Origin of the sequence: Thermophagus sp. OGC60D27, assembly GCF_052400625.1 — a bacterium.
GTDB lineage: Bacteria > Bacteroidota > Bacteroidia > Bacteroidales > Marinilabiliaceae > Thermophagus.
In genome coordinates this window covers 218738-238217 of record NZ_JBQTGH010000009.1, presented here as the reverse complement: position 1 = coordinate 238217, position 19480 = coordinate 218738, and the positions used below count along the sequence as shown (strand labels likewise).

The 19480-nt window shown below is 41.4% G+C and carries 15 protein-coding genes; 5 read left to right on the top strand and 10 right to left on the bottom strand.

The features are described 5' to 3' along the window. Positions 1-1934: 1934 nt before the first annotated feature. From ACT29H_RS12755 to ACT29H_RS12715, 9 genes are all read right to left on the bottom strand, one after another. Positions 1935-2876 carry a glycosyltransferase family 2 protein gene (locus ACT29H_RS12755; RefSeq protein ID WP_444822022.1) on the bottom strand — a complete coding sequence of 314 codons (942 nt, stop codon included), beginning with the start codon at positions 2874-2876 and terminating at the stop codon, positions 1935-1937. Between the two features lie 16 nt (positions 2877-2892). Next, on the bottom strand, positions 2893-3765 hold the full coding sequence (locus ACT29H_RS12750) for a glycosyltransferase family 2 protein (RefSeq protein ID WP_444822021.1): 873 nt from the start codon (positions 3763-3765) through the stop codon (positions 2893-2895). A gap of 5 nt (positions 3766-3770) precedes the next feature. Next, on the bottom strand, positions 3771-4619 hold the full coding sequence (locus ACT29H_RS12745; protein WP_444822020.1) for a glycosyltransferase family 2 protein: 849 nt from the start codon (positions 4617-4619) through the stop codon (positions 3771-3773). 8 nt (positions 4620-4627) lie between these two features. Then, positions 4628-5881, bottom strand: a complete 1254-nt coding sequence (locus ACT29H_RS12740) for a hypothetical protein (RefSeq protein ID WP_444822019.1) — start codon at positions 5879-5881, stop codon at positions 4628-4630. A 14-nt stretch (positions 5882-5895) separates the two neighbouring features. Next, complete coding sequence (locus ACT29H_RS12735; RefSeq protein WP_444822018.1) at positions 5896-6939, bottom strand: polysaccharide pyruvyl transferase family protein; 1044 nt, start codon at positions 6937-6939, stop codon at positions 5896-5898. Between the two features lie 7 nt (positions 6940-6946). Continuing rightward, on the bottom strand, positions 6947-8242 hold the full coding sequence (locus tag ACT29H_RS12730) for an ABC transporter ATP-binding protein (RefSeq protein WP_444822017.1): 1296 nt from the start codon (positions 8240-8242) through the stop codon (positions 6947-6949). A 337-nt stretch (positions 8243-8579) separates the two neighbouring features. Further along, positions 8580-9425, bottom strand: coding sequence for an ABC transporter permease (locus ACT29H_RS12725; RefSeq protein WP_444822016.1), 846 nt, complete (start codon positions 9423-9425; stop codon positions 8580-8582). Positions 9426-10739: 1314 nt separating this feature from the next. Continuing rightward, entirely contained in the window at positions 10740-11246 is a 507-nt protein-coding gene (locus tag ACT29H_RS12720; protein ID WP_444822015.1) for a UpxY family transcription antiterminator, read from the bottom strand. Between the two features lie 136 nt (positions 11247-11382). Then, complete coding sequence (locus ACT29H_RS12715; protein WP_444822014.1) at positions 11383-12228, bottom strand: hypothetical protein; 846 nt, start codon at positions 12226-12228, stop codon at positions 11383-11385. A gap of 940 nt (positions 12229-13168) precedes the next feature. Between ACT29H_RS12715 and ACT29H_RS12710 the strand changes: the two genes are divergently transcribed. The 3 genes from ACT29H_RS12710 (at position 13169) to ACT29H_RS12700 (ending at position 15593) form a co-directional block, all read left to right on the top strand. Beyond that, a complete protein-coding gene (locus ACT29H_RS12710) occupies positions 13169-14395 on the top strand; it encodes a transaldolase family protein (protein WP_444822013.1) in 1227 nt (408 codons plus the stop codon). Between the two features lie 191 nt (positions 14396-14586). Next, a complete protein-coding gene (locus ACT29H_RS12705; protein WP_444822012.1) occupies positions 14587-14784 on the top strand; it encodes a hypothetical protein in 198 nt (65 codons plus the stop codon). 200 nt (positions 14785-14984) lie between these two features. After that, positions 14985-15593 carry a plasmid pRiA4b ORF-3 family protein gene (locus ACT29H_RS12700; protein ID WP_444822011.1) on the top strand — a complete coding sequence of 203 codons (609 nt, stop codon included), beginning with the start codon at positions 14985-14987 and terminating at the stop codon, positions 15591-15593. Between the two features lie 91 nt (positions 15594-15684). Here ACT29H_RS12700 and ACT29H_RS12695 read toward each other — a convergent pair whose 3' ends face one another. Beyond that, a complete protein-coding gene (locus ACT29H_RS12695; protein WP_444822010.1) occupies positions 15685-17259 on the bottom strand; it encodes an endonuclease/exonuclease/phosphatase family protein in 1575 nt (524 codons plus the stop codon). Between the two features lie 616 nt (positions 17260-17875). Here ACT29H_RS12695 and ACT29H_RS12690 point away from each other — a divergent pair. Together ACT29H_RS12690 and ACT29H_RS12685 are read left to right on the top strand one after the other, a co-directional pair. Continuing rightward, positions 17876-18328 (top strand): peptidylprolyl isomerase, encoded by a 453-nt coding sequence (locus ACT29H_RS12690; protein ID WP_444822009.1) that lies wholly within the window; start codon positions 17876-17878, stop codon positions 18326-18328. 18 nt (positions 18329-18346) lie between these two features. Then, positions 18347-18730: a DUF3127 domain-containing protein gene (locus tag ACT29H_RS12685; protein ID WP_444822008.1), complete on the top strand. Its 384-nt coding sequence runs from the start codon at positions 18347-18349 to the stop codon at positions 18728-18730. The last annotated feature ends 750 nt before the right edge of the window (positions 18731-19480 follow it).

Here is a 19480-nt window from a genome sequence, read left to right as displayed (position 1 = left end):
AGGAGGCGGAAGCCTCCGTTTGCCCTCGCGTTATCATTTCATTATCAACCTTTTAGCCACTTAAGTTTACAGCAATGCCCCCGACCCCCTAAAGGGGGAGAGCGACCGCTCCATGCTTAAAAAAAGGGAAAATGGGCTTTAAACAGTTTTCCTACGCGCACCCCCCATCCCCCTAAAGGGGGTGTTCCTACGCGCGTACTCGTAAAAATAGTAATATTTGAATTTAGCTGAGTGGTAAGTAATGCGGGTGGAATGGTTCTCCCCTTTAGGGGAGTCAGAGGGGTGAGGGAGGGAAACTGTAGTCAGAAGTCATAAGCCGATGGCCACTATCAAGTTTCCCAAGGCGCACCCCCCATCCCCCTAAAGGGGGAGTTCCTGCGCACGATACCTTAAAAATAGTAATAATTGAATTTAGCTGAGTGGTAGGTGATGCGGGTGGAGTGGTTCTCCCCTTTAGGGGAGTCAGAGGGGTGAGGGTAGGAAACTGTAGTCAGAAGCCATAAGCCGAGGGCCAATATCAAGTTTCCCTACGCACACCCCCCGTCCCCCTAAAGGGGGAGTTCCAGCGCGCGATACCTTAAAAATAGTAATAATTGAATTTAGCTGAGTGGTAAGTAATGCGGGAGGCATGGTTCTCCCCTTTAGGGGAGTCAGAGGGGTGAGGGTGGAAAGTTGATCAGAAGTTATAAGCGAAGAACCAACTATAAGTTTCTTTCGCACACCCCCCATCCCCCTAAAGGGGGAGTTTCATCGCGCGTTCTCGTAAAAATAGTAATATTTGAATTTAGCTGAGTGGTAAGTAATGCGGGTGGGATGGTTCTCCCCTTTAGGGGAGTCAGATGGGGTGAGGGTGGGGAAAGTTGGTCAGAAATCTAAGCGAATAACCAACAACAATTTTCATTCGCGCGCCCCCTGTGGAGTCCTAAAGGGAAAGTTCCCTAAGCGCACCCCCCATCCCCCTAAAGGGGGTGTTCCTGAGCCCGTAATTGTAAAAATAGTAATATTTGAATTTAGCTGAGTGGAAAGTAATGCGGGTGGAATGGTTCTCCCCTTTAGGGGAGTCAGAGGGGTGAGGGCGGGGAAAGTTGATCAGAAATCTAAGCGAATAACCAACAACAATTTTCATTCGCGCGCCCCCTGTGGAGTCCTAAAGAGAAAGTTCCCTAAGCGCACCCCCCATTCCCCTAAAGGGGGAGTTCCATCGCTCGGTACCTTAAAAATAGTAATTCTGGAATTTAACTAAGTGCTAAGTGATGCGGGAGGCATGGTTCTCCCCTTTAGGGGAGTCAGAGGGGTGAGGGCGGGGAAAGTTGATCAGAAGTTTAAGCGAAGAACCAACGACAAGTTTCTTTTGCGCGCCTCTTGTGGAGTCCTAAAGGGGAAGTTCCCTATGCGCACCCCCCGGCCCCCTAAAGGGGGAGAGCGACCGCTCAATGCTTAAAAAAAGGGAAAATGGGCTTTAAACAGTTTTCCTACGCACACCCCCCGTCCCCCTAAAGGGGGTGTTCCTACGCGCGTAATTGTAAAAATAGTAATATTTGAATTTAGCTGAGTGGTAAGTAATGCGGGAGGCATGGTTCTCCCCTTTAGGGGAGTCAGAGGGGTGAGGGTTGGGAAATGATTGTCAGAATCCGGAAACCGGAGACCAGATGAAAGATGAAGATATATACAGAAATATGACAGAAATAAAATAGAAATAAATTGTGATGGTAAAATCTTACTGTTATTAATTCTAAAGTCTAATGGCTTAAATCGAACCATTCAGCCTTTCGACCTTCCTTCCTTTTCACCTTCCTACCTTTGCACCTTTCAACCTTTTCGCCTAATAGCCTATCGACCTAATAGCCTATCGACCTAATAGCCTATCGACCTAATAGCCTATCGACCTAATGACCTATCGGCCTAATGACCTATCGGCCTAGTGGCCTATCAACCTAACGGCCCAACAGCCTATTCTGCCACCTTCGGCATATCTCTGCACCGCGAAATCCCAGCATTTTGTAAAGCAACAGGTAGGGGCGGGTGGAGTGGGTTTGACTGGGTGATGGGGTGTAACGTCCTTTTAGATGTTGACGGTATAAATGTGTTGCTGCAGATATGTCCTCATCGCCGATAATTTTTAGAATGCCGAAAAGGTTGTCCATGAAAAAGTCTTTTTCCCGGGCATACAATTCCGGTCGGTGTTGTTCGATCCACCTTATCATCTCCAGTCTTTTATTATAGTAGCGCTTCCATTTTTCTTTTGGATTGGTTTGTGAAATCTGCCCGGACGGACGTTCTCTTATGATTGTAAGTGGTTCGTCATCAAAAATAACCCGGTCGTTAACTTGCAAGAGTCGGAACATCAGGTCGGCTTCCTGACTGCTTTTGAGCGATTCGTTCCACCCGTTGATTTGCTCCAGAAAGGTTCGGTTCCAGAGGTTGGAACAGGTATTACCCAGCTGAGTGATAAACAAACTTTTTAGAGGATTGTCGTGTCGTGGAAGATGGTTAGTCTCTTTGCCCTTTAAGTCTCGTTTAATGCAGGCCCCAGCTATGAAACTGCTTTCCGGATTTAGCCCAGCCAGTTGGACCTGATGTTCGATTTTAGTTGGCAACAGTAGGTCATCGGCATCCAGAAACTGAACCCATTGGCCACGGCTGTGCGATAATCCTTTGTTCCGCGCTGCAGGGGCGCCGGGCTTTAACTCTTTATCGATGATTAGATTGGGGTATTGCTGCTTTAGTTGTTGTAGCTTCTGCCACGTTCCGTCGCTGCTGTTGTTATCGATGCAAATTACCTCTTTTTCCGGCCAGGTTTGTGCAAAGGCCGAATGGACACACGCTTCTATATAGTCTTCTACATTGTAGGAGGGGATGATGATGGAGATGAGCATGGAGCTTAAAATGTTTTTAGAGTCTTACAAAATTGTTTTTTCTAATAATTCTGCCCCAGTTTTTTAAAAAAAAGAGGAAGAACTTTATGTATTGAAGACGTTCTTTTCTTTTGTTGAATATTATTTCTTTAATGCATTCCTGAATAAGAATTGTAAATTTAAGAAACCAATGTTGTTTCCCCCATCTTAAAAAAAGGATTTTGCGTATTTTGTTGTGATTTAATTGCTTTTTGAGGGGGCTATCCTTTATTAAAATTTGGGGTCTGTCATGAAAATAGGAAGCATTTGTTACAATACCAATTTTTTTGTTATCCCTTAATAATCGATGGCAAAAATCAACGTCCTCTCCATAGTGCGAAAAAATTGGATCAAAACCTCCAATATGAGTTATTGATTCAAAGGGTATTAACCATGCTGCTGCATTTATAAACTCAGTTTGGTATATTTCTTCCGGGCTTGATGTTAAATTATCTAATAATTCTTTGGGTGCATAAAATTTTTTGAATTTAATGTCTAATTGGTTTGGTTTGTAATATTCGATTGGACTTAATATCCCAAATTCTTTATTTCTTTGATGTACATCAACTAATTTTTCTATAGTATCCTTTTCCACCCACGCATCCTGGTTCAACAGGAAGGCGTAGTCCGCCTTTTCGTCCAAGACTCTTTTTAATCCAATGTTATTGGCCTTGCCAAAGCCTAAATTGGTGTTTGTTTCTATAACTTCGACCTGAGGAAATTTTGACCTTATTTGTACCACTATACCATCGGAGGAGCCGTTGTCAATGGCTAGAATCTTTAAAGGAACGGATGAATTAACAAGGCTGGCAAAGCATTTGTCAACCCATTTGGCACCGTTGTAGGTGACGACGATGGCGTAGATGGTCATGATTCTTAACGGATAAATTTAGATATAAAAAATTTAAATCCTCTTAAGGTATTAAAGGGATTCATTTCGTTTAATGTAATAATTGAAAATAACCTGAATGCTTTAAAAGCTTCATTACGGTCCAACAGCTCATAAAAGTAACGCCACAGAATTGCATAACGTTTTCTTTTTGGAATAACCTTTTTAAAAGGTTGGATGTAGTTTTCTTTATAGTCGGCCCAAAAATTTATGTCGAAATAAGATGAGCTGATACCACTATCATTATAATTTGCAATTGTTACAGGTAAGTATAATGTTTTAAAACCTTTTGAAAAGACTTGTATGTTAAAAGCATAATCTGCTCTTGTTTTGTATTGAGTATTAAATAATCCTAATTGTTTGAATAAAGTTCGATGGTAAAAAATGGCTTGATGGCAAATATTTTTCTTGAACAATTTTTTTAAATCAAACTCCCCGTCATAAATCATATTGGAAGGAATTCTTTTTACGTTACCATATATAAATGGGATTTTTTCTTTTTGTTTTGAAAAAATAGCTGAAAAAGCATCCGGAAATAGGATATCACCGGTATTAAGAAAATAAATGTACTCTCCATTGGATTGTAAAATCCCCTTATTCATAGCATCATAAATCCCCTTGTCTGGTTCGCTAACCCAGAAAAGACCATTTTCGATGCCGTTGTATTGCTTTTCGTACTCTTTAATGACGTCAACACTACCATCGGTGCTGCCACCGTCGATGATGAGGTGTTCGTAATTGGTAAAGGTTTGAGTGGCTACGCTGTCAATGGTCTTACGTAGACCTGCCGCGTCGTTCAAGTTGACAGTTATAATTGAGAGTTTTAAAATCTTCAATTGACGTTTTAATTTAATTCGTTATTATGAATTTTTATTATGATATCCCAAATTCTATTTGTGGACTGTCCGTCTAATTTTAAAGTAAAATCCCTCGCTGCTTTCTCATTGATGGTGGTTTTGCATTTATTTTTTCTTGAAGTGAAGGTATCATTAATTAAGAGTTGTTTAAGAGATTTTTTAGTATAACAAAATCTTACATTTTCTGCGTACAATTTTAAAAAATCTAAATGTTTTGATGGCCCATTTTTAAATAGATCAAAAATTATACATTTCTTATTTAGGATTAGACCTTCCTCGATTACTGTAGAAGCTCTAGAAATTAGTATATCACAATTTAAAATTAGGTCATAAATTGATGGTGTATTTGAATTTGGTCCAATACATTTGTAATCATTGTTTGTAAAAAAATCAGGAATATTCTGTAAATATAGGTTAGGGGATATTGAATCATTAGGATGCATCTTAATAATGACAAAATACTCTGATAAATCAATAGATTCATAAATGGACCGAATATATTTCGCGTATAATTTATTAGGGTTTGGATAATTTTTATATTCAGTATGTAAGCATGTCGCAATTAAAATTACTCTTCGTTTGTCCGTTGATTGATTTTTTAAAGTTTTGAGGTTTTTTTTTTGAATTGATTTATAAAGAGTATCATGTAAAGGATTACCAGAAAGGTAGTAGAATTTATTGTTATTTGAAAAGGATAGCTCCTTTATTTTTTTTAGATGATATTCCCCCCAAAGTATATTAAACTTTGAGGATGAGTAAATGTGCCCGATTAAATTATCTGTCATACTTCCTCCATGCTGAAGGCATATTGTTTTTTTTACCCCCAACTTAGTCAATAATAAAATTAATTCAGAACCATTCTTATGGGCATTTTGATTTTGGTGATCTAAGCAAATTACAGTTGTGATATTTTCAGGATACAGAATGGCAGCTATTAAAGGGGAGGTGTTTTTTTTATATATTTTTACATCATTATTTTTAATATCTGGACCATTTAATTCTGTTGAAAATAGCGATTTTGGAATATTTGGGTTTGTATCTTTTTGGAATAATTGTTTGAAAATTCTTTCTTCTGCCTTTGAGGTGTGTATGAAAAGAATAGTGGATTTATTCTTTATTTTTATAATGTTGAGAATTATTTTAGTTATAAATCTTATTTTGTAAAATTTTTTGTTTGTTAAATTGTCATAACGTAATATGAATTTGAGTGCTTCTGTTTTTTTTATTAATTTAGTTTTCATTGAAAAATAGCAAATTAGGCTGTTTGGTTTTGGGCTAATTTAATGCAATTTTTTACAGATTCTATTGTCGGAAAAATGGGAGAAAATTCTTCTGGATTAAATTCTAAATTCATCAATTTTAATAGTCCTTTAATTTTATAGGTGTTGGTATAATCGAGAGGAATAATTCCTTTTCCTAATATTATTCCAAATATCAATATATGATATCGTGCACTTATAATTATATCAAAATTATTGATTAAGTTTAAAATGTTTTTTTTGTCATAATCATTGACTTCAATTGTGTTGCAACCTTTTTTTTTAGCATACTCTAGAAAGTCCTTTTCTTTTTCTTCGATTTGAAGGATTGTTATATTTTTAAACTTTAGCATGCTTTCTTTCAATGAGTCATAAATTGAATTAATTTTTTCTTGATGGAGTTTCATGTTTCCATGAGGTATAAGTACTCCAGGTGTAAATAATACTTTAGGTTTAGAGATATCTGTACAATTGTTTTTATTGAAATTTGATTTTGCCATACTGAATACACAATCAGCACCTTGTTTTATATTAAGAATATTGTTTTGTTTAAGATAATTAAAACTAAGAGGTTCTCTAAGTACAATCATCTGACATCTCTTTAATGCTTTTTTTAATAAAGAAGGAGCAATCTTTTCTATTGTTCCATTTAGTATGTAAACTTTATATCCTTTTTTACTTAATATATATGCAATTGCTAATAGAGTTAAGGCTCCAATACTGTTGTGATGTATTGTGCCCTCTGCATTGATAATAATTTTATCATCTTTATTAATGTTGTTTTTTAATTTTTTCTTGTAAATACTTTTTGAATTTAATTGCCAAAGGTACTTTAAGTACAGTTTATATGTTTGATTTTTAGTTTCCCAATTTTTTTTAGAGAGTTTTTTAAATTTTTTATATCCAAAAAATAAGGGAAAGGTTATTATTTCACTTTTAGGATTGGCTTTTTGAAGATTTTTTTTTAGCTGTGAGAATGTGTGGTAACATCCAGGGTTGGACTCGATTTCTGAAGTATCATTGAAAATTATAATCCTCATTATTTATTTATTTATAAATGTGTTTTATTTTTTTCTCCCAAGTATGGTCTATTGCGAAATATCCAGTTTTTTTGTTTTTAATTAGACGAGTTTTATAAATGCCTTCAGTTATCTCAAAGTTAAGTGCATTTTCTACATGAAAAATTATTTCATTTTGTAATGTTAAGGCAGCATTTATATAGTAACTTCCTGGCAATAAATTTATATTATGAATATGACATGCAAAACTTAGCTCATTATTGTTACAATTTAACAAAACGTCCTTTTCTGAAATATTTCCAGAATAAAAATCTACCAACTTTATTCCCATATTATTGTATATTGAAAACGAACATTCCATTCCTTTGGTAAAATCAGATAATACAAATTTGAAATTCATGGGAGTACCAATTGGAATAAATTGGTTTGCGTTTTCTAAAAATATGTTTTTGAAATAGTATTTTTGTTTTGTTTTAGTTGTTAGAGGTGCTGAATAAGAGTGATTTAGCGTAGAGGTAGAAGTTTTGTAATCATTTATATATTTATTTACAGCTGTTTGAATGTCGCTATTGAAATGCAATAATCCATTTTTTAGTATAATTCCTCTTGTACAAAGGGCTTGCACACTCGCCATATTATGACTCACGAAAAGCACTGTACGTCCCTGGTTGGAGCTGACATCCTGCATTTTACCGATGGCTTTTTTCTGGAATTCGGCGTCGCCTACGGCAAGGACTTCGTCCACGACGAGTATTTCGGGTTCGAGGTGAGCAGCCACGGCAAATCCCAGTCTTACCTTCATGCCGCTGGAATAGCGTTTTACGGGCGTGTCGAGGTATTTGGCCACCCCGGCGAACTCCACTATTTCGTCGAGCTTGCGGGTTATTTCCCACTTACGCATGCCCATGATGGTGCCGTTCATATAGATGTTTTCGCGGCCTGTCATTTCGGGGTGGAAACCGGTCCCCACTTCGAGGAGGGATGCTAATCGTCCTTTCACTTTAATGATCCCGGTGGTTGGGGAGGTGACGCGGCTGAGTACTTTGAGCAGGGTACTTTTTCCGGCACCGTTTTTTCCGATGATGCCGAGCACTTCACCCTCTTTCACTTCCAGGTTGATGTCTTTGATGGCAGCTACGTGTTCGCCTTTTTGGGCTTTCTGGGTACGGTCGTTAACGCCCCCAACGAGGGCGTAAGGGTCATCCTTGCCCAGGACGTTCATCTGCCACCAGCGGTTGAGGTCGTGGGAGAGGGTTCCGGTACCTATCTCTCCCAGACGATATATTTTTGAGAGGTTTTCTATCTTAATAACGGTTTTACTCATGATAATAATTGGGATTGCATGTTAACATCCGGCGACGATTGCCGGCAGTTTAGGTTATTGAAATAACAAATCCTAACCCGTAAAGCGGCGAAAATTAATAATATTTTTGTTGATGCAGGAATTATTTTAGTGATTAGTGGATAGTCGTTAGTGATTAGTCAATAGTGATTAGTGATTAGTCTGGTTAACACATCAATTTCTTTAATTTCCTCAATATCATTACCTAACAACCTAATTGCCTATCGGCCTATTGACCTATTAACCTATTAACCTATTAACCTATCGGCCTAACCGTCTAACGGCCTATTGGCCTAATAACCTATCGGCCTTTGATCGTCTATACGGTATCGATAAAGTTGCGTTCGGTTTTATGGAACACGACCATACCTGCTGTGAGCAATACGACTGCGAAGGCCACGCTGTATGCCAGGCTGGTCCAGCTAAACTGCCCGGCCCCCAGGAAGGCATATTTAAAGGACTCCATCAGTGGTGTTATGGGGTTGGCCATGATGAGTGTTTTCATTTTCCCGTCGGGGATGGTGCTTAAGGGGTAGATGACGGGGGTGGCATACATGAGCAGCTGTACCCCGAACTGAAGCAGGAAGGTGAGGTCGCGGTATTTGGTGGTGAGGGAAGTGAAGATGAGGCCGGCCCCCAGTCCGAACATGGCCATGAGAAGGATGAGCAAAGGCAGCAACAGGATGTAGATGTTGGGTTGTATGGTTGCTTCGCCCGATATAAGGTAATAGGCATAGACGGCCATAAAAAAAGCAAACTGAATGCCAAATTTAATCAGACCTGCAGTCACTTTGGCCAATGGCATGATAAGCCGCGGGAAATAGACCTTGCCAAAGATGTCGGCGTTGTCTTTGAAAGTTTTTGAGGTGGTATTGAAACTTTCGGCAAAGTAGTTCCACAGGACGATGCCAGCCAGGTAGAAGAGTGTTCCGGGCACGCCGTCGGTGCTGATCTTGGCGATGTTTCCGAACACCAATATGTAGATGGCGGTGGTGAGGATGGGTTGCACCACAAACCAGATGGGACCCAGGATGGTTTGTTTATATACGGTAATTACGTCCCGCTTCACGAACATATAGAGCAAATCGCGGTATTGCCACAGTTCCCTAAAATTAATATCAAACGCATGTCGCTTGGGACGAATAATAAGGTCGTAGTTTTCCATGAAGTTAATTTGGTTTTTTGTGATTAGTGGTTAGGCCAATAGGCCATTATTAGGTCAATAGGCCAATAGGCCAATAGGCTAATAGGCCAATAGACTATTTATATCTACTTTATTTCAATTTATATCCACTTATATCCTCTTGTAATTTCTGGCCCCTGGCTTCCGGCTTCTGTCTTCAGCGGGCCGGGGCACCCCCTTCAGGGGGTTGGGGGGTGAGCGAGGGGCTTGCGTCTGTCTTACCGCTCTGTCGCCGCTCCGCGGCTGGCAATCGAGGCTAATAGGCCACTAGGTCAATAGGCAATTAGGTCAATAGGCCGATAGGCTAATAGGCCACTAGGTCAATAGGCAATTAGGTCAATAGGCCACTAGGTCAATAGGCAATTAGGTCAATAGGCCAATAGGTTAATAGGCTGATAGGTCAATAGGCCAATAGGTTAATAGGCTGATAGGTCAATAGGCCAATAGGTTAATAGGCTGATAGACTATTTATATCTACTTTATTTCTATCTATATCAAATTATATCTACTATATTTCCAATTATATCAATGTATACCCTCTTGTAATTTCTGACTTCTAGCCTCTGACCTCTGGCTTCTGACCTACCCGCCTAATTGCCTAACGACCTAATGACCTATTGGCCTAACAGCCTATTGACCTATCGGCCTATCGGCCTGATTTTCTCCACGCCTTCGGCATGGTGACTCCCATGCGGATCACTTAATTAGGATTAAAATGTCGATTTACAACAGTGCAAAAATAACTAAGTTTTGGTGAAAGGAATAAAAGGAGGGATGAAATTGCATAAATTAAGTATAAAAGGGTGTGGTGGAATGGAAAATGGATAGATATAAGATTGGTGGATTTAAGATTTAAGACTGGTCATGTGAGATGAACGAATGATGATTGTTTTGTCCTGAAAAAGGTTTACGGAAAAAGTAAACAAAAATCAGGACGGGTCATCCATGCCGTCGTTGTGGATTTCCTTAATCCACAACGTTCTCGTTACCGGGATTTGTAAGCCCGTTTTTCCCTATTACCCACTCTGTCGCCCTTCGGGGCTGGATATTAGGCCATTAGGCTAATAGACCGATGCCCCTTGCTATTTATTTCTATTTTATTTCCATTTATTTATATATCCTTTAATAAATTCTGATTTAACGTTCGGCTGTCAAGTTGGCCTACCCTTCCGCCCTTCCACCGTTTCACCATTTTATCAATTTAAATCTTATGTCTGGCTTCTGGTTTGTTGCATCTAAGCTATAAATATGGGAGTCCTTCGGACTCCGTATCTAACCGCCTATTAGCCTAGCTGCCTAATGGCCTACTTTTTTAACTTCGTCCATGTTGAGGACAAGCATGTAGCCGATGTGACTGATGCGCAGGTAAAGTTTTTTGGTTCCCTTAATATCAGCCACTTCGCCTTGAATGCCTTTGAGGGGTCCGCAGGTGATGGTCACTTTTTCCCCTTTTAGGAGTGAATCGGCTTCGACCGAGAAGGAGAATTGGTTATCTACGGTCCGCTGCATGGCTTCCATCTCATGGTCGGGTATGGGCACGGCCTGTCCTTTATGGGCAACGTAGGCCACCACTCCCTTGGCCTTAAAAACCTCGCGGTATTGGGCGGGGGTGATGCGAACAAAGATGTAGGAGCTGATGACGGGTACTTCGACCCATTTCTTCCGGTCGCTCCATTGTCTCTGTTCCCTTTTGAGAGGGAGATAGGCGTTGATCCCTATTTCTTTTAATTGAGTATATACTTTTTTTTCGGCCCTTGATCGGGTGTATAGAGCATACCATCGGGGTTGATTATCATTTTCCACAATGCCAGGTTATTTATTGTTTCGTGGACGAAGATAGCTGTTTTCGGCCTAACCGCCTATCGACCTAACCGCCTATTGACCTAACCGCCTATTGGCCTATTGGCCTAACAGCCTACCCGCCTAATGGCCTATTGGCCTAATGACCTAATGGCCTATTTTCTTTCTGTTGTGCTTTGGTGATTTTTTTGAGGCGATCGATTTGCTGTAATACCTGTTGGCGTTCGTTACGGAGTCCTGTCAGTTCGCGGAGGACGAAGGAGGTCTCATAGCCGTCGCGGATGGCTTCTTTGTCGTATTTTTCGAGAACTATGTAGTAGTATTTTTTGCCTATAAACTGCACTTTGAGCGGTTTATCCACATTGGAGGCGATGAAGTTGATGATTCCGTTGTCGGCACCGTCTTTGTAGCTGACGATTTCCCACTTGCTCGGTCCGTCTTCGAAACGGCGGTTGAGATATCCGTCTTCCGGAACCAATTCAGAGGTGACCGATTCACCGGCATTGTACACTTTTATTTGGTTATGCATGATCCATGAAGAACCGTAATAGCGACTGGAGATGTAAAATTCTCCGTTGGTGTCGAGGTGTGCCCTTAAGAAGGTGCGATTGTAGCTGTTTTCGGGTTTCTGACGTTTATGGATGAGGATGGGCTGGGTGCCATAATCTTCGGATCGGATAAAATTTTTGAGAAGGGGTTCTAGTTCCTTTTCTTTTTCCACAATCATGCTGTCGAGATATTCCAGGTTGCGATGTTGCTCCATGAGCTTAATTTCATCGAGCATGCGCATGGCGAAGGCCACTTCTTCGGTCAGATCGTTAAAATCGTTGATGATGGTGTCCAACTTAAGCTTGGCTAGGTTGAATCGACCATTATCACGCAATAAAATGACTTCATCCAGTTTTTCTGAAACGATCTTTTTACGGGAGGGACCGCAGCTTATTAAGCCAATCATCAGAAATAGAGCGACATTACGGATATTCATAATTTGTGGCATTTGGTTACCCGGTTTAGGGTCAACAAATTTATTGAAATTATTTCTACTTATCTCTATAATGGTTTACCTATTTCTGCTCCGGGTGACGAATAGAGCCGGATTGGGAGATGAAAGATTGAGAGATGGAAGATTGAGAGATATAAGATTTAAGATATAAGATTTAAGAGATATGGATGCAGTCACAATCTTTTTATTTTATCACATCAAATACTAGATTATTAGATTATTAGATACAAGATTTAAGATGAACATTTTACAGAAATATTTTTTCATTAGCATATTAGCACATCAAATACTAGATTATTAGATTTTTAGATATAAGATTTAAGATGAAATATTATAGAAATATTCTTTCAAAATTAGCATATCAGCAAATTAGCACATCAATCTCCTCAATCCACCCGCCTATCGACCAAATTAACGATTGGCCAAAATTTACCTTTCTACCTTTCTATCATCCACCCCGACCACCATGCTCTATGCTCCATGTCTTTACCCCTCTGTGGAATAGGCCAATAGGTCGATAGGCTAATAGGTCGATAGGTCAATAGGTCAATAGGTCAATAGGTCAATAGGCTATTAGGCTAATAGGTCATTAGGTCGATAGGCTAATAGGCCAATAGGCCAATAGGTCAATAGGCCAATAGGTCAATAGGTCAATAGGTCAATAGGTCAATAGGCTATTAGGCTGTTAGGCAATAGTTTCAGGCGTCCGGTCACTGGCCTCAGGGGGCAGGGGGGTGAGGGTGGGAGAGATTTTCCCGGCTTACCGTTCTGTTGCACCTCCGCGGCTATCGTCCCACCATCCAACCCTTCCACCATCCAACCTTTCAACCCTTCTACCCTTCTACCTTAAACTCCATACTAAACTTGTTATTCTACAAATAGTTGCTTAATTTGGTACATGTTAATTTAAAATCTAACCATTATGACAACACCCAATATTCCCGAGCAACTATTGCCACAACTATTAGAACGGTTTAAGGATGAAATAGTGACGAATGCTTCGCAGCCATGCCTGCAAACATGCAAAAAGAGCGGAAGCGAGATTTGGCTCGACACCGGCGATATGGAGGCAATAGATCGACTGATCACCCCGGAGGTGAGTGCCGTGACCACCAACAACACGTTGCTGAATATGGAAGTGCAGAAGGGGATCTACGACGGGATTATAAAGGAAGTGTCACCCCGTTTTAAGGCGTTGCCTCTGGAACGACGAATCATAGAGATCGCCTTTCTGCTGAATGCGTTGCATGGTCTTCGTCTGGTGAAACGTTATGGGGGTAAGGTGAGCGTGGAGCTTCATACCGATTTCGCGGACGACATGGACGGGATTGTCTTTTACGGTCAGCGCTTCCATGCCATCGATCCAGACCATTTTATTGTAAAAGTGCCGCTAACGCCTTCCGGCTTGTTGGGTGCCAGAAAACTCCATGATCTGGGTATCCCGGTGAATTTTACGCTGATGTTTAGTGCCCGCCAAAATGTGATGGCCGCATTGTTGGCACGTCCTTCCTATTCCAATGTTTTTTTGGGAAGGATTGGTGGTTATATGAAACAAAACTATCTGGGCGATGCCGAAGGTCCGGGCGAGAAAACGGTGCATCATACTCAGCATTATCTGAGATCGCTGCGTGAAGATGCCGGAACACCCACCCACCTCATTGCTGCCAGTATTCGGGACTATAAGCAGTTGCCCCTGTTGTGTGGCGTGGATGTGTTAACCATTCCGCCCAAAGTGGTTGCTGATGCTTTCGAAAAGATTGAAGGCCCTTGTCATCCGATGAATGATCACGACTTTAATGTGATCTATCGTCCGGGCGTGGCTACCTCTGAGATACGGATTAATAAGCTTTGGGAGGTGTCCGATCATGAGAAGAAGGTCTTTACCCAACTGTCGCAGGAGATGCCCAATGATGCCTGGGAACTGGAAGATCATCTTCGTGCTGCCGGCATCCCCGATCTGTTTCCCGATCTAACGCCTGTTGAAGAACTCTATATCTCGGAAGACGGAAAAATACCGAAACATCAACGATGGGCGCGTGCCATCTCCAGGGGAGAGATTGCCATCGATACTTTGTTGAATCTTGCCGGACTGGCAGCCTTTGCCAAAGATCAAAAAGCACTGGATGACAGGATTGCGAAATTGATATAATAATATAATGGTATAAAGGTGGAAGGGTATAAAGGTGGAAGGGTAGAAGGTGGAAGGGTAGAAGGTGGCTGACGGCATAACCCATGGCCCTGGCAAAAGAAAAGACAGATGGTTGGATTGATGGATATAAGATTAATGGATATAAGATTAATAGATATAAGATTAATAGATATAAGATTGGTAGATGTAAGATGAAAAATTATAGTGGTGTTTTTTTATCTATCAGCCTATCGACCTATCAGCCTATCAGCCTATCGACCTATCAGCCTATCAGCCTATCGACCTATCGGCCTATCAGCCTATCGACCTATCGACCTATCAGCCTAATGGCCTATCGGCCTATCGACCTATCGGCCTATCGACCTAACGGCCTAAATCCAACCCTTTAGCCTTTCCACCTTTCTACCCTTTAGCCCTTCAGCCCTTCCCCCCTCCAGCCCTTCTACCTTTCAACCCTCCAACCCTTCCATTAATCTCTCCTGATTTTAATCTGTTTGAAAAGCAGCCGGAAATAGATAAAATTTTATAGCTTTGGAACGAAATTGATGAAACCGTCTTCTGGAGTCAAATATTAGGTATTGCGTTGGATATGAAAAAAATAACCCCTTCTGTTTATCAGGTAAGAGTGGAACTTTTAGGCATAGACCCGCTCATCTGGCGACGGTTGCAAATACCGGCCGATCTTTTTTTACATGATTTTCATAAGGTTCTTCAAACCACAATGGGGTGGGAGAATCAACACATGCACGTGTTTAAGAAGGGAAAACGAATGTTTGGACAGGGAGATGTGGAGTGGGGACATAACACTTTATTCCAGGATTATACCATTGTTCGTGTCAATGATCTTCTTCGTAAGCCGGACGATGAGATAATCTACCATTACGATTTTGGTGATGACTGGTGTCACCGGATTATACTGGAAAAGTCGCTGGCTCCCGATCCTATGATCTATTATCCTTTATGTATAGATGGCGCCCGTGAGTGTCCGCCGGAAGATTGCGGAGGACCGGTGGGGTATCAGGCGATGATTTCTGCCGTGAAAGATCCATCCAATCCTCAACATCGTTTTTTTAAGGAGTTGTTTCCCGATGGTCTCGATCCTGAATATTTTGACCTTGAACAGATTAATGATATCCTGTTGGAAGAAGACTATGGTTGCTTGCTCCCCTACAACGAGCAGGAAGATGAGGATGAGTGAGTTGATGTTTTCCGGTTGCCGGTTTCTGCTTTCGGGTTTTTACCCGCCGGCTTCCTGTATTACCACCTAACCGGCTACCCGCCTAATCGATTCAATCCATACGAAAAGAAACCACCACCGCGGCATGGTCGGAAGGGAACCCATAAGGCCAGGTGTCGATGACTTTTGCCGAAACCGGCTCGATCTCTTCTCCTTTGTAATAAATAAAATCCATTCGTGTTTGTAGGCCTTCTTTGTATATGGGCGACCATGTAAAGCCCGGTGCTGCTGTTTCGTCCGGGTAGAGGATGCGATAGGCATCCAAAAAACCGGCGTCATACATGAAGCGGCTGGAAGGAAAGTTGACAACCAGGTTGTTGTGTCTTTTCTTGTTGCGCTCGGTCCAGTCGAGATGAGATCCGCTGTTGAAATCGCCTGCAATGATGGTGGCATGTTTGGCGTTGTTGCGGATGAGCGGACTTATTTCACTGAGCATAAATCTGGTTTCGCGCCCTCTGGTTTCCATTTCTCGTACCTCAATGGTGTCGGCTCTGGCGTTTTCTTTCATAAAATAGGCCGGAAGGTTAGGATAGCGACTCAGCCAGATGGGGCCCACGAGTAATGTCTTGTCCTTTCCAAGGTTAAGCATGACGGCCCCGAAATGGGTAGGGTGAAAGACATTATAGCTTCTGATGGGCGGAAAACGGGAGATCACACTGAGGTTGTTGCTGCGTTTATAGTAATAATAACCCAGTTCGCCGGCAATTATTTCGCCGGCATCCAACGTTTCCTGGAGGGCAATGATATCCGCTTTGGTCTCTTTAATAATGTCTGTCAGCCGCTGTATGCCAACGAAACGCCCCTGACTGGTTCCGCCATTCCAGATGTTCCAGGTCATGATGGTTACCGAGTCTTTGAATTCGGGTATGGGTTTAATTTTTTTTCCGGAGATCTGTTTGTAATGGTTGGCAATCTGAGCATCCGACAGTGGCTGAGACCATATTCCCATCTCATCGATCAAGCCGTTGAAGGTTTCGATACGAAGGTTTTTAGCCAGGGGGTCGGTGCCGACATAGAGCGAAGATCCCGGAAAAATATTTTCCATTTTTTCGGTGCTGAAGACCGCCTTCAGGTTACCGTCGAAATAGAATCGGGCTTCCCGCAGCTTTTTGTTCAGCGAAAAACCGATCTGATGCCATCGTCCGTCGTTGAGGGGTTGATGCTTGGCCAACGGTTGGTAGTGCAGGTAGGTGTTGCCATCACCGGCTTCCCATCTCCATCCACCGGTGGTTGTTTTGGAAATATGCCATCCCAGATAGTTTTGAAAGTCATTGCTGGGAATTTTTTGGCCTGCAATCACATATTCATAAGGATCGTCGGGGTCGGCTTTGACCCATAGCAGGAGGGTAAAGCCTTTATATTCGCTGAAGCGGTTGTTAAATCCTTTGTCGAGGATGACGGGCTTGCGGTAGAAGGCCGTTTTGGTGAGGTTGAGACAGGTGTCGGCGATTCCCTGGGCATACGACACATATTTTTCACCTTGAAATTGAACCGGCAAGATGCCTGAATTGACTATTTGTTTGTTAAAGTCCAGGTAGATCAGGGAAGGGCCCGGACGATGAGACTCTTTTTCCTGACATCCCATCAAAACGATGAAAAATATAAGAACAAAATGTAATGGTTTCATATGCTCTGTTTATTTCGAAATTTTTTTTGTTTTTTTGGGCAGCTATTCTTGTCCCTTTATGTCAACACTCAGGTGAGCGTGACAAACATTATTATATCGCTTTTATCTCCAAGTTTTTGGAATGGACAAGATAAAAAAAAATAGGGAATATCTTTGGGTTGCGGGCGGAAGGCCTTATTCAAAAGGATGGCCAAGGTTAATATTAAAGCCATCATAGTGTATGCCCCTGTGGATAGGAGGTATGATTTTGATTGTTTGGGGGTAACCGAAACCATTTGTCTTGCGTCCATTGTTCCATATTGTTCCGGTTCTATCCCTGGACCCCTTCAACCCATCTGTCATTATGCTTTTAATCATTCTATGGTTGTTGTTTTTAAAAAGCGTACATTTGTGGCCGGAAGAATAAAATGAGCATGACGAAGCGTTTCAACCTTTGTCTACAGGACTCTGGAAGTATGGAAGAAGCATGGCCGGAAACGTTGTCACAACCGGCAATGAATTAAGCGGTGCGAGTTCAATTAGGCCAATAATTTATTTAAATTATATACTAATAATCCATAGGGGTTAGTTATGCACAAATTATTTGAGCTTAATTAAAAATTTTACGAAAGAAATTATGTCAAAAGCAATTATTTACACTCCGAAAGGAGAAATGAAAGTAGAGTTTTATCACGACGATGCCCCCGGTACCGTTGATAATTTTATAAAACTTGCTCAAAGTGGTTTTTACGATGGATTAGCCTTTCACCGAGTGATTCCTGAGTTTGTGGTTCAGGGCGGATGCCCCTATTCGGCAGATATGAGTGATCACCGTGTGGGAACAGGCGGACCCGGCTATACCATCAAATGTGAGTTGGAAGGCGAGCATCAGTATCATGATCGTGGCGTGTTGAGCATGGCCCATGCCGGAAGAGATACCGGTGGGTCGCAGTTTTTTATCTGTCTGAACCGAGAAAATACGCAACATCTGGATCGACAGCACACCTGTTTTGGAAAAGTTTATGAAGGATTGGAGGTGATCGATAAAATCGAACAAGGTGATTTGATTGAGAAAATTGTTATTGAATAATACCCCAAAATTGTATTTATGAGTTTTGAACTGACCGGCAAGCTGATTGTCAAAGAAGATGTGGTGAAAATATCCGAGAAATTTCAGAAACGTGAATTTGTGATTGAGGTGACCAACGAAAAAAATCCGGAATGGAACGATTTTGTTAAGTTTCAATCGGTTCGGGATCGGGTGGATATTATTGAACCATTTAATGTTGGCGATGAAATTAAAGTCAGCTTTAATATTAAAGGCAATCGGTGGGAGAGAGACGGAAAGGTGAATTATTTTACCAATCTGGATGCCTGGAGAGTTGAAAGTGTTAATGCTTCCGGTGCGGAAAGTCCTGTGCCTTCGGCACCTTTCCCCGACCAGCTTGAAGAATTACCGCCCGAAGAGGGAAATGATGATTTTCCTTTTTAGACAGGTCTCATTATTTATAGAAAAGGTTGATCCAATGTTAACGGGTCAATCTTTTTTTTTATTACTAGGGTTTATTTCCAGGTAATTTTTGAGGCGCACAAATTGCCCAATCCACATTCCTGCTGCCGCGTGGTCTGTTAACAGCCCTTCTTTATTGCCACGACAGAAATAAATGTCTCCTTTCTTTTTCAGTCATTCTCCTCTTTATCTTCGTGTCAGGCGACGCTCTTTTGCCGGAGTCGTCATTCATCCGTCCGGGATGGGTCGAATTTATTGGCCGGATGGAACTTGTGTGGTCCTAATTTTTTTACCCGAATAAAGCATTAGAACTTCGTAATAGATTTTTTAATGCATTTTTCGGGTTTAAAGTTGATCTTGATGTGGCAATATAAATGAAGCATGCTCGTTAGTATTAAAATCATCTAAACTGTTGGTCTGATGGAACTCGCATGAAGCAGTCTTGTATGCGCTTGTATCCCGAAAGGTCGGGACAAGGGGTGATCCTGTCAGGAGGTTATGCCCGTTCCTTTGTTAAAGGTTTTATCTATTTAGTCGTTTTTTAAAGCTCTTGTTAACGGAGTTAAAATAGATTACCTTGTTGAACTTTGCTTGACAGATCGTTAAATAACAATGTCTTGCAAACCGGGGGGAGAGAATGGCTGCAAACCCGGCAAAGAGAATTTTTTGAGAGAGTGAGAGAGAAGGAAGAAAATTCCTTTTAGGGAAGGCATCCTATATGTGATGCCGAAA

What these genes read in the sequence shown, in the direction of transcription:
- ACT29H_RS12755 (WP_444822022.1), bottom strand. Translation starts at nt 2,876, where the DNA reads ATGCTCATCTCCATCATCATCCCCTCCTACAATGTAGAAGACTATATA.
- ACT29H_RS12715 (WP_444822014.1), bottom strand. Translation starts at nt 12,228, where the DNA reads ATGAATATCCGTAATGTCGCTCTATTTCTGATGATTGGCTTAATAAGC.
- ACT29H_RS12700 (WP_444822011.1), top strand. Translation starts at nt 14,985, where the DNA reads ATGAAAAAAATAACCCCTTCTGTTTATCAGGTAAGAGTGGAACTTTTA.
- ACT29H_RS12750 (WP_444822021.1), bottom strand. Translation starts at nt 3,765, where the DNA reads ATGACCATCTACGCCATCGTCGTCACCTACAACGGTGCCAAATGGGTT.
- ACT29H_RS12730 (WP_444822017.1), bottom strand. Translation starts at nt 8,242, where the DNA reads ATGAGTAAAACCGTTATTAAGATAGAAAACCTCTCAAAAATATATCGT.
- ACT29H_RS12735 (WP_444822018.1), bottom strand. Translation starts at nt 6,939, where the DNA reads ATGAGGATTATAATTTTCAATGATACTTCAGAAATCGAGTCCAACCCT.
- ACT29H_RS12705 (WP_444822012.1), top strand. Translation starts at nt 14,587, where the DNA reads ATGAAAAATTATAGTGGTGTTTTTTTATCTATCAGCCTATCGACCTAT.
- ACT29H_RS12725 (WP_444822016.1), bottom strand. Translation starts at nt 9,425, where the DNA reads ATGGAAAACTACGACCTTATTATTCGTCCCAAGCGACATGCGTTTGAT.
- ACT29H_RS12685 (WP_444822008.1), top strand. Translation starts at nt 18,347, where the DNA reads ATGAGTTTTGAACTGACCGGCAAGCTGATTGTCAAAGAAGATGTGGTG.
- ACT29H_RS12710 (WP_444822013.1), top strand. Translation starts at nt 13,169, where the DNA reads ATGACAACACCCAATATTCCCGAGCAACTATTGCCACAACTATTAGAA.
- ACT29H_RS12740 (WP_444822019.1), bottom strand. Translation starts at nt 5,881, where the DNA reads ATGAAAACTAAATTAATAAAAAAAACAGAAGCACTCAAATTCATATTA.
- ACT29H_RS12690 (WP_444822009.1), top strand. Translation starts at nt 17,876, where the DNA reads ATGTCAAAAGCAATTATTTACACTCCGAAAGGAGAAATGAAAGTAGAG.
- ACT29H_RS12695 (WP_444822010.1), bottom strand. Translation starts at nt 17,259, where the DNA reads ATGAAACCATTACATTTTGTTCTTATATTTTTCATCGTTTTGATGGGA.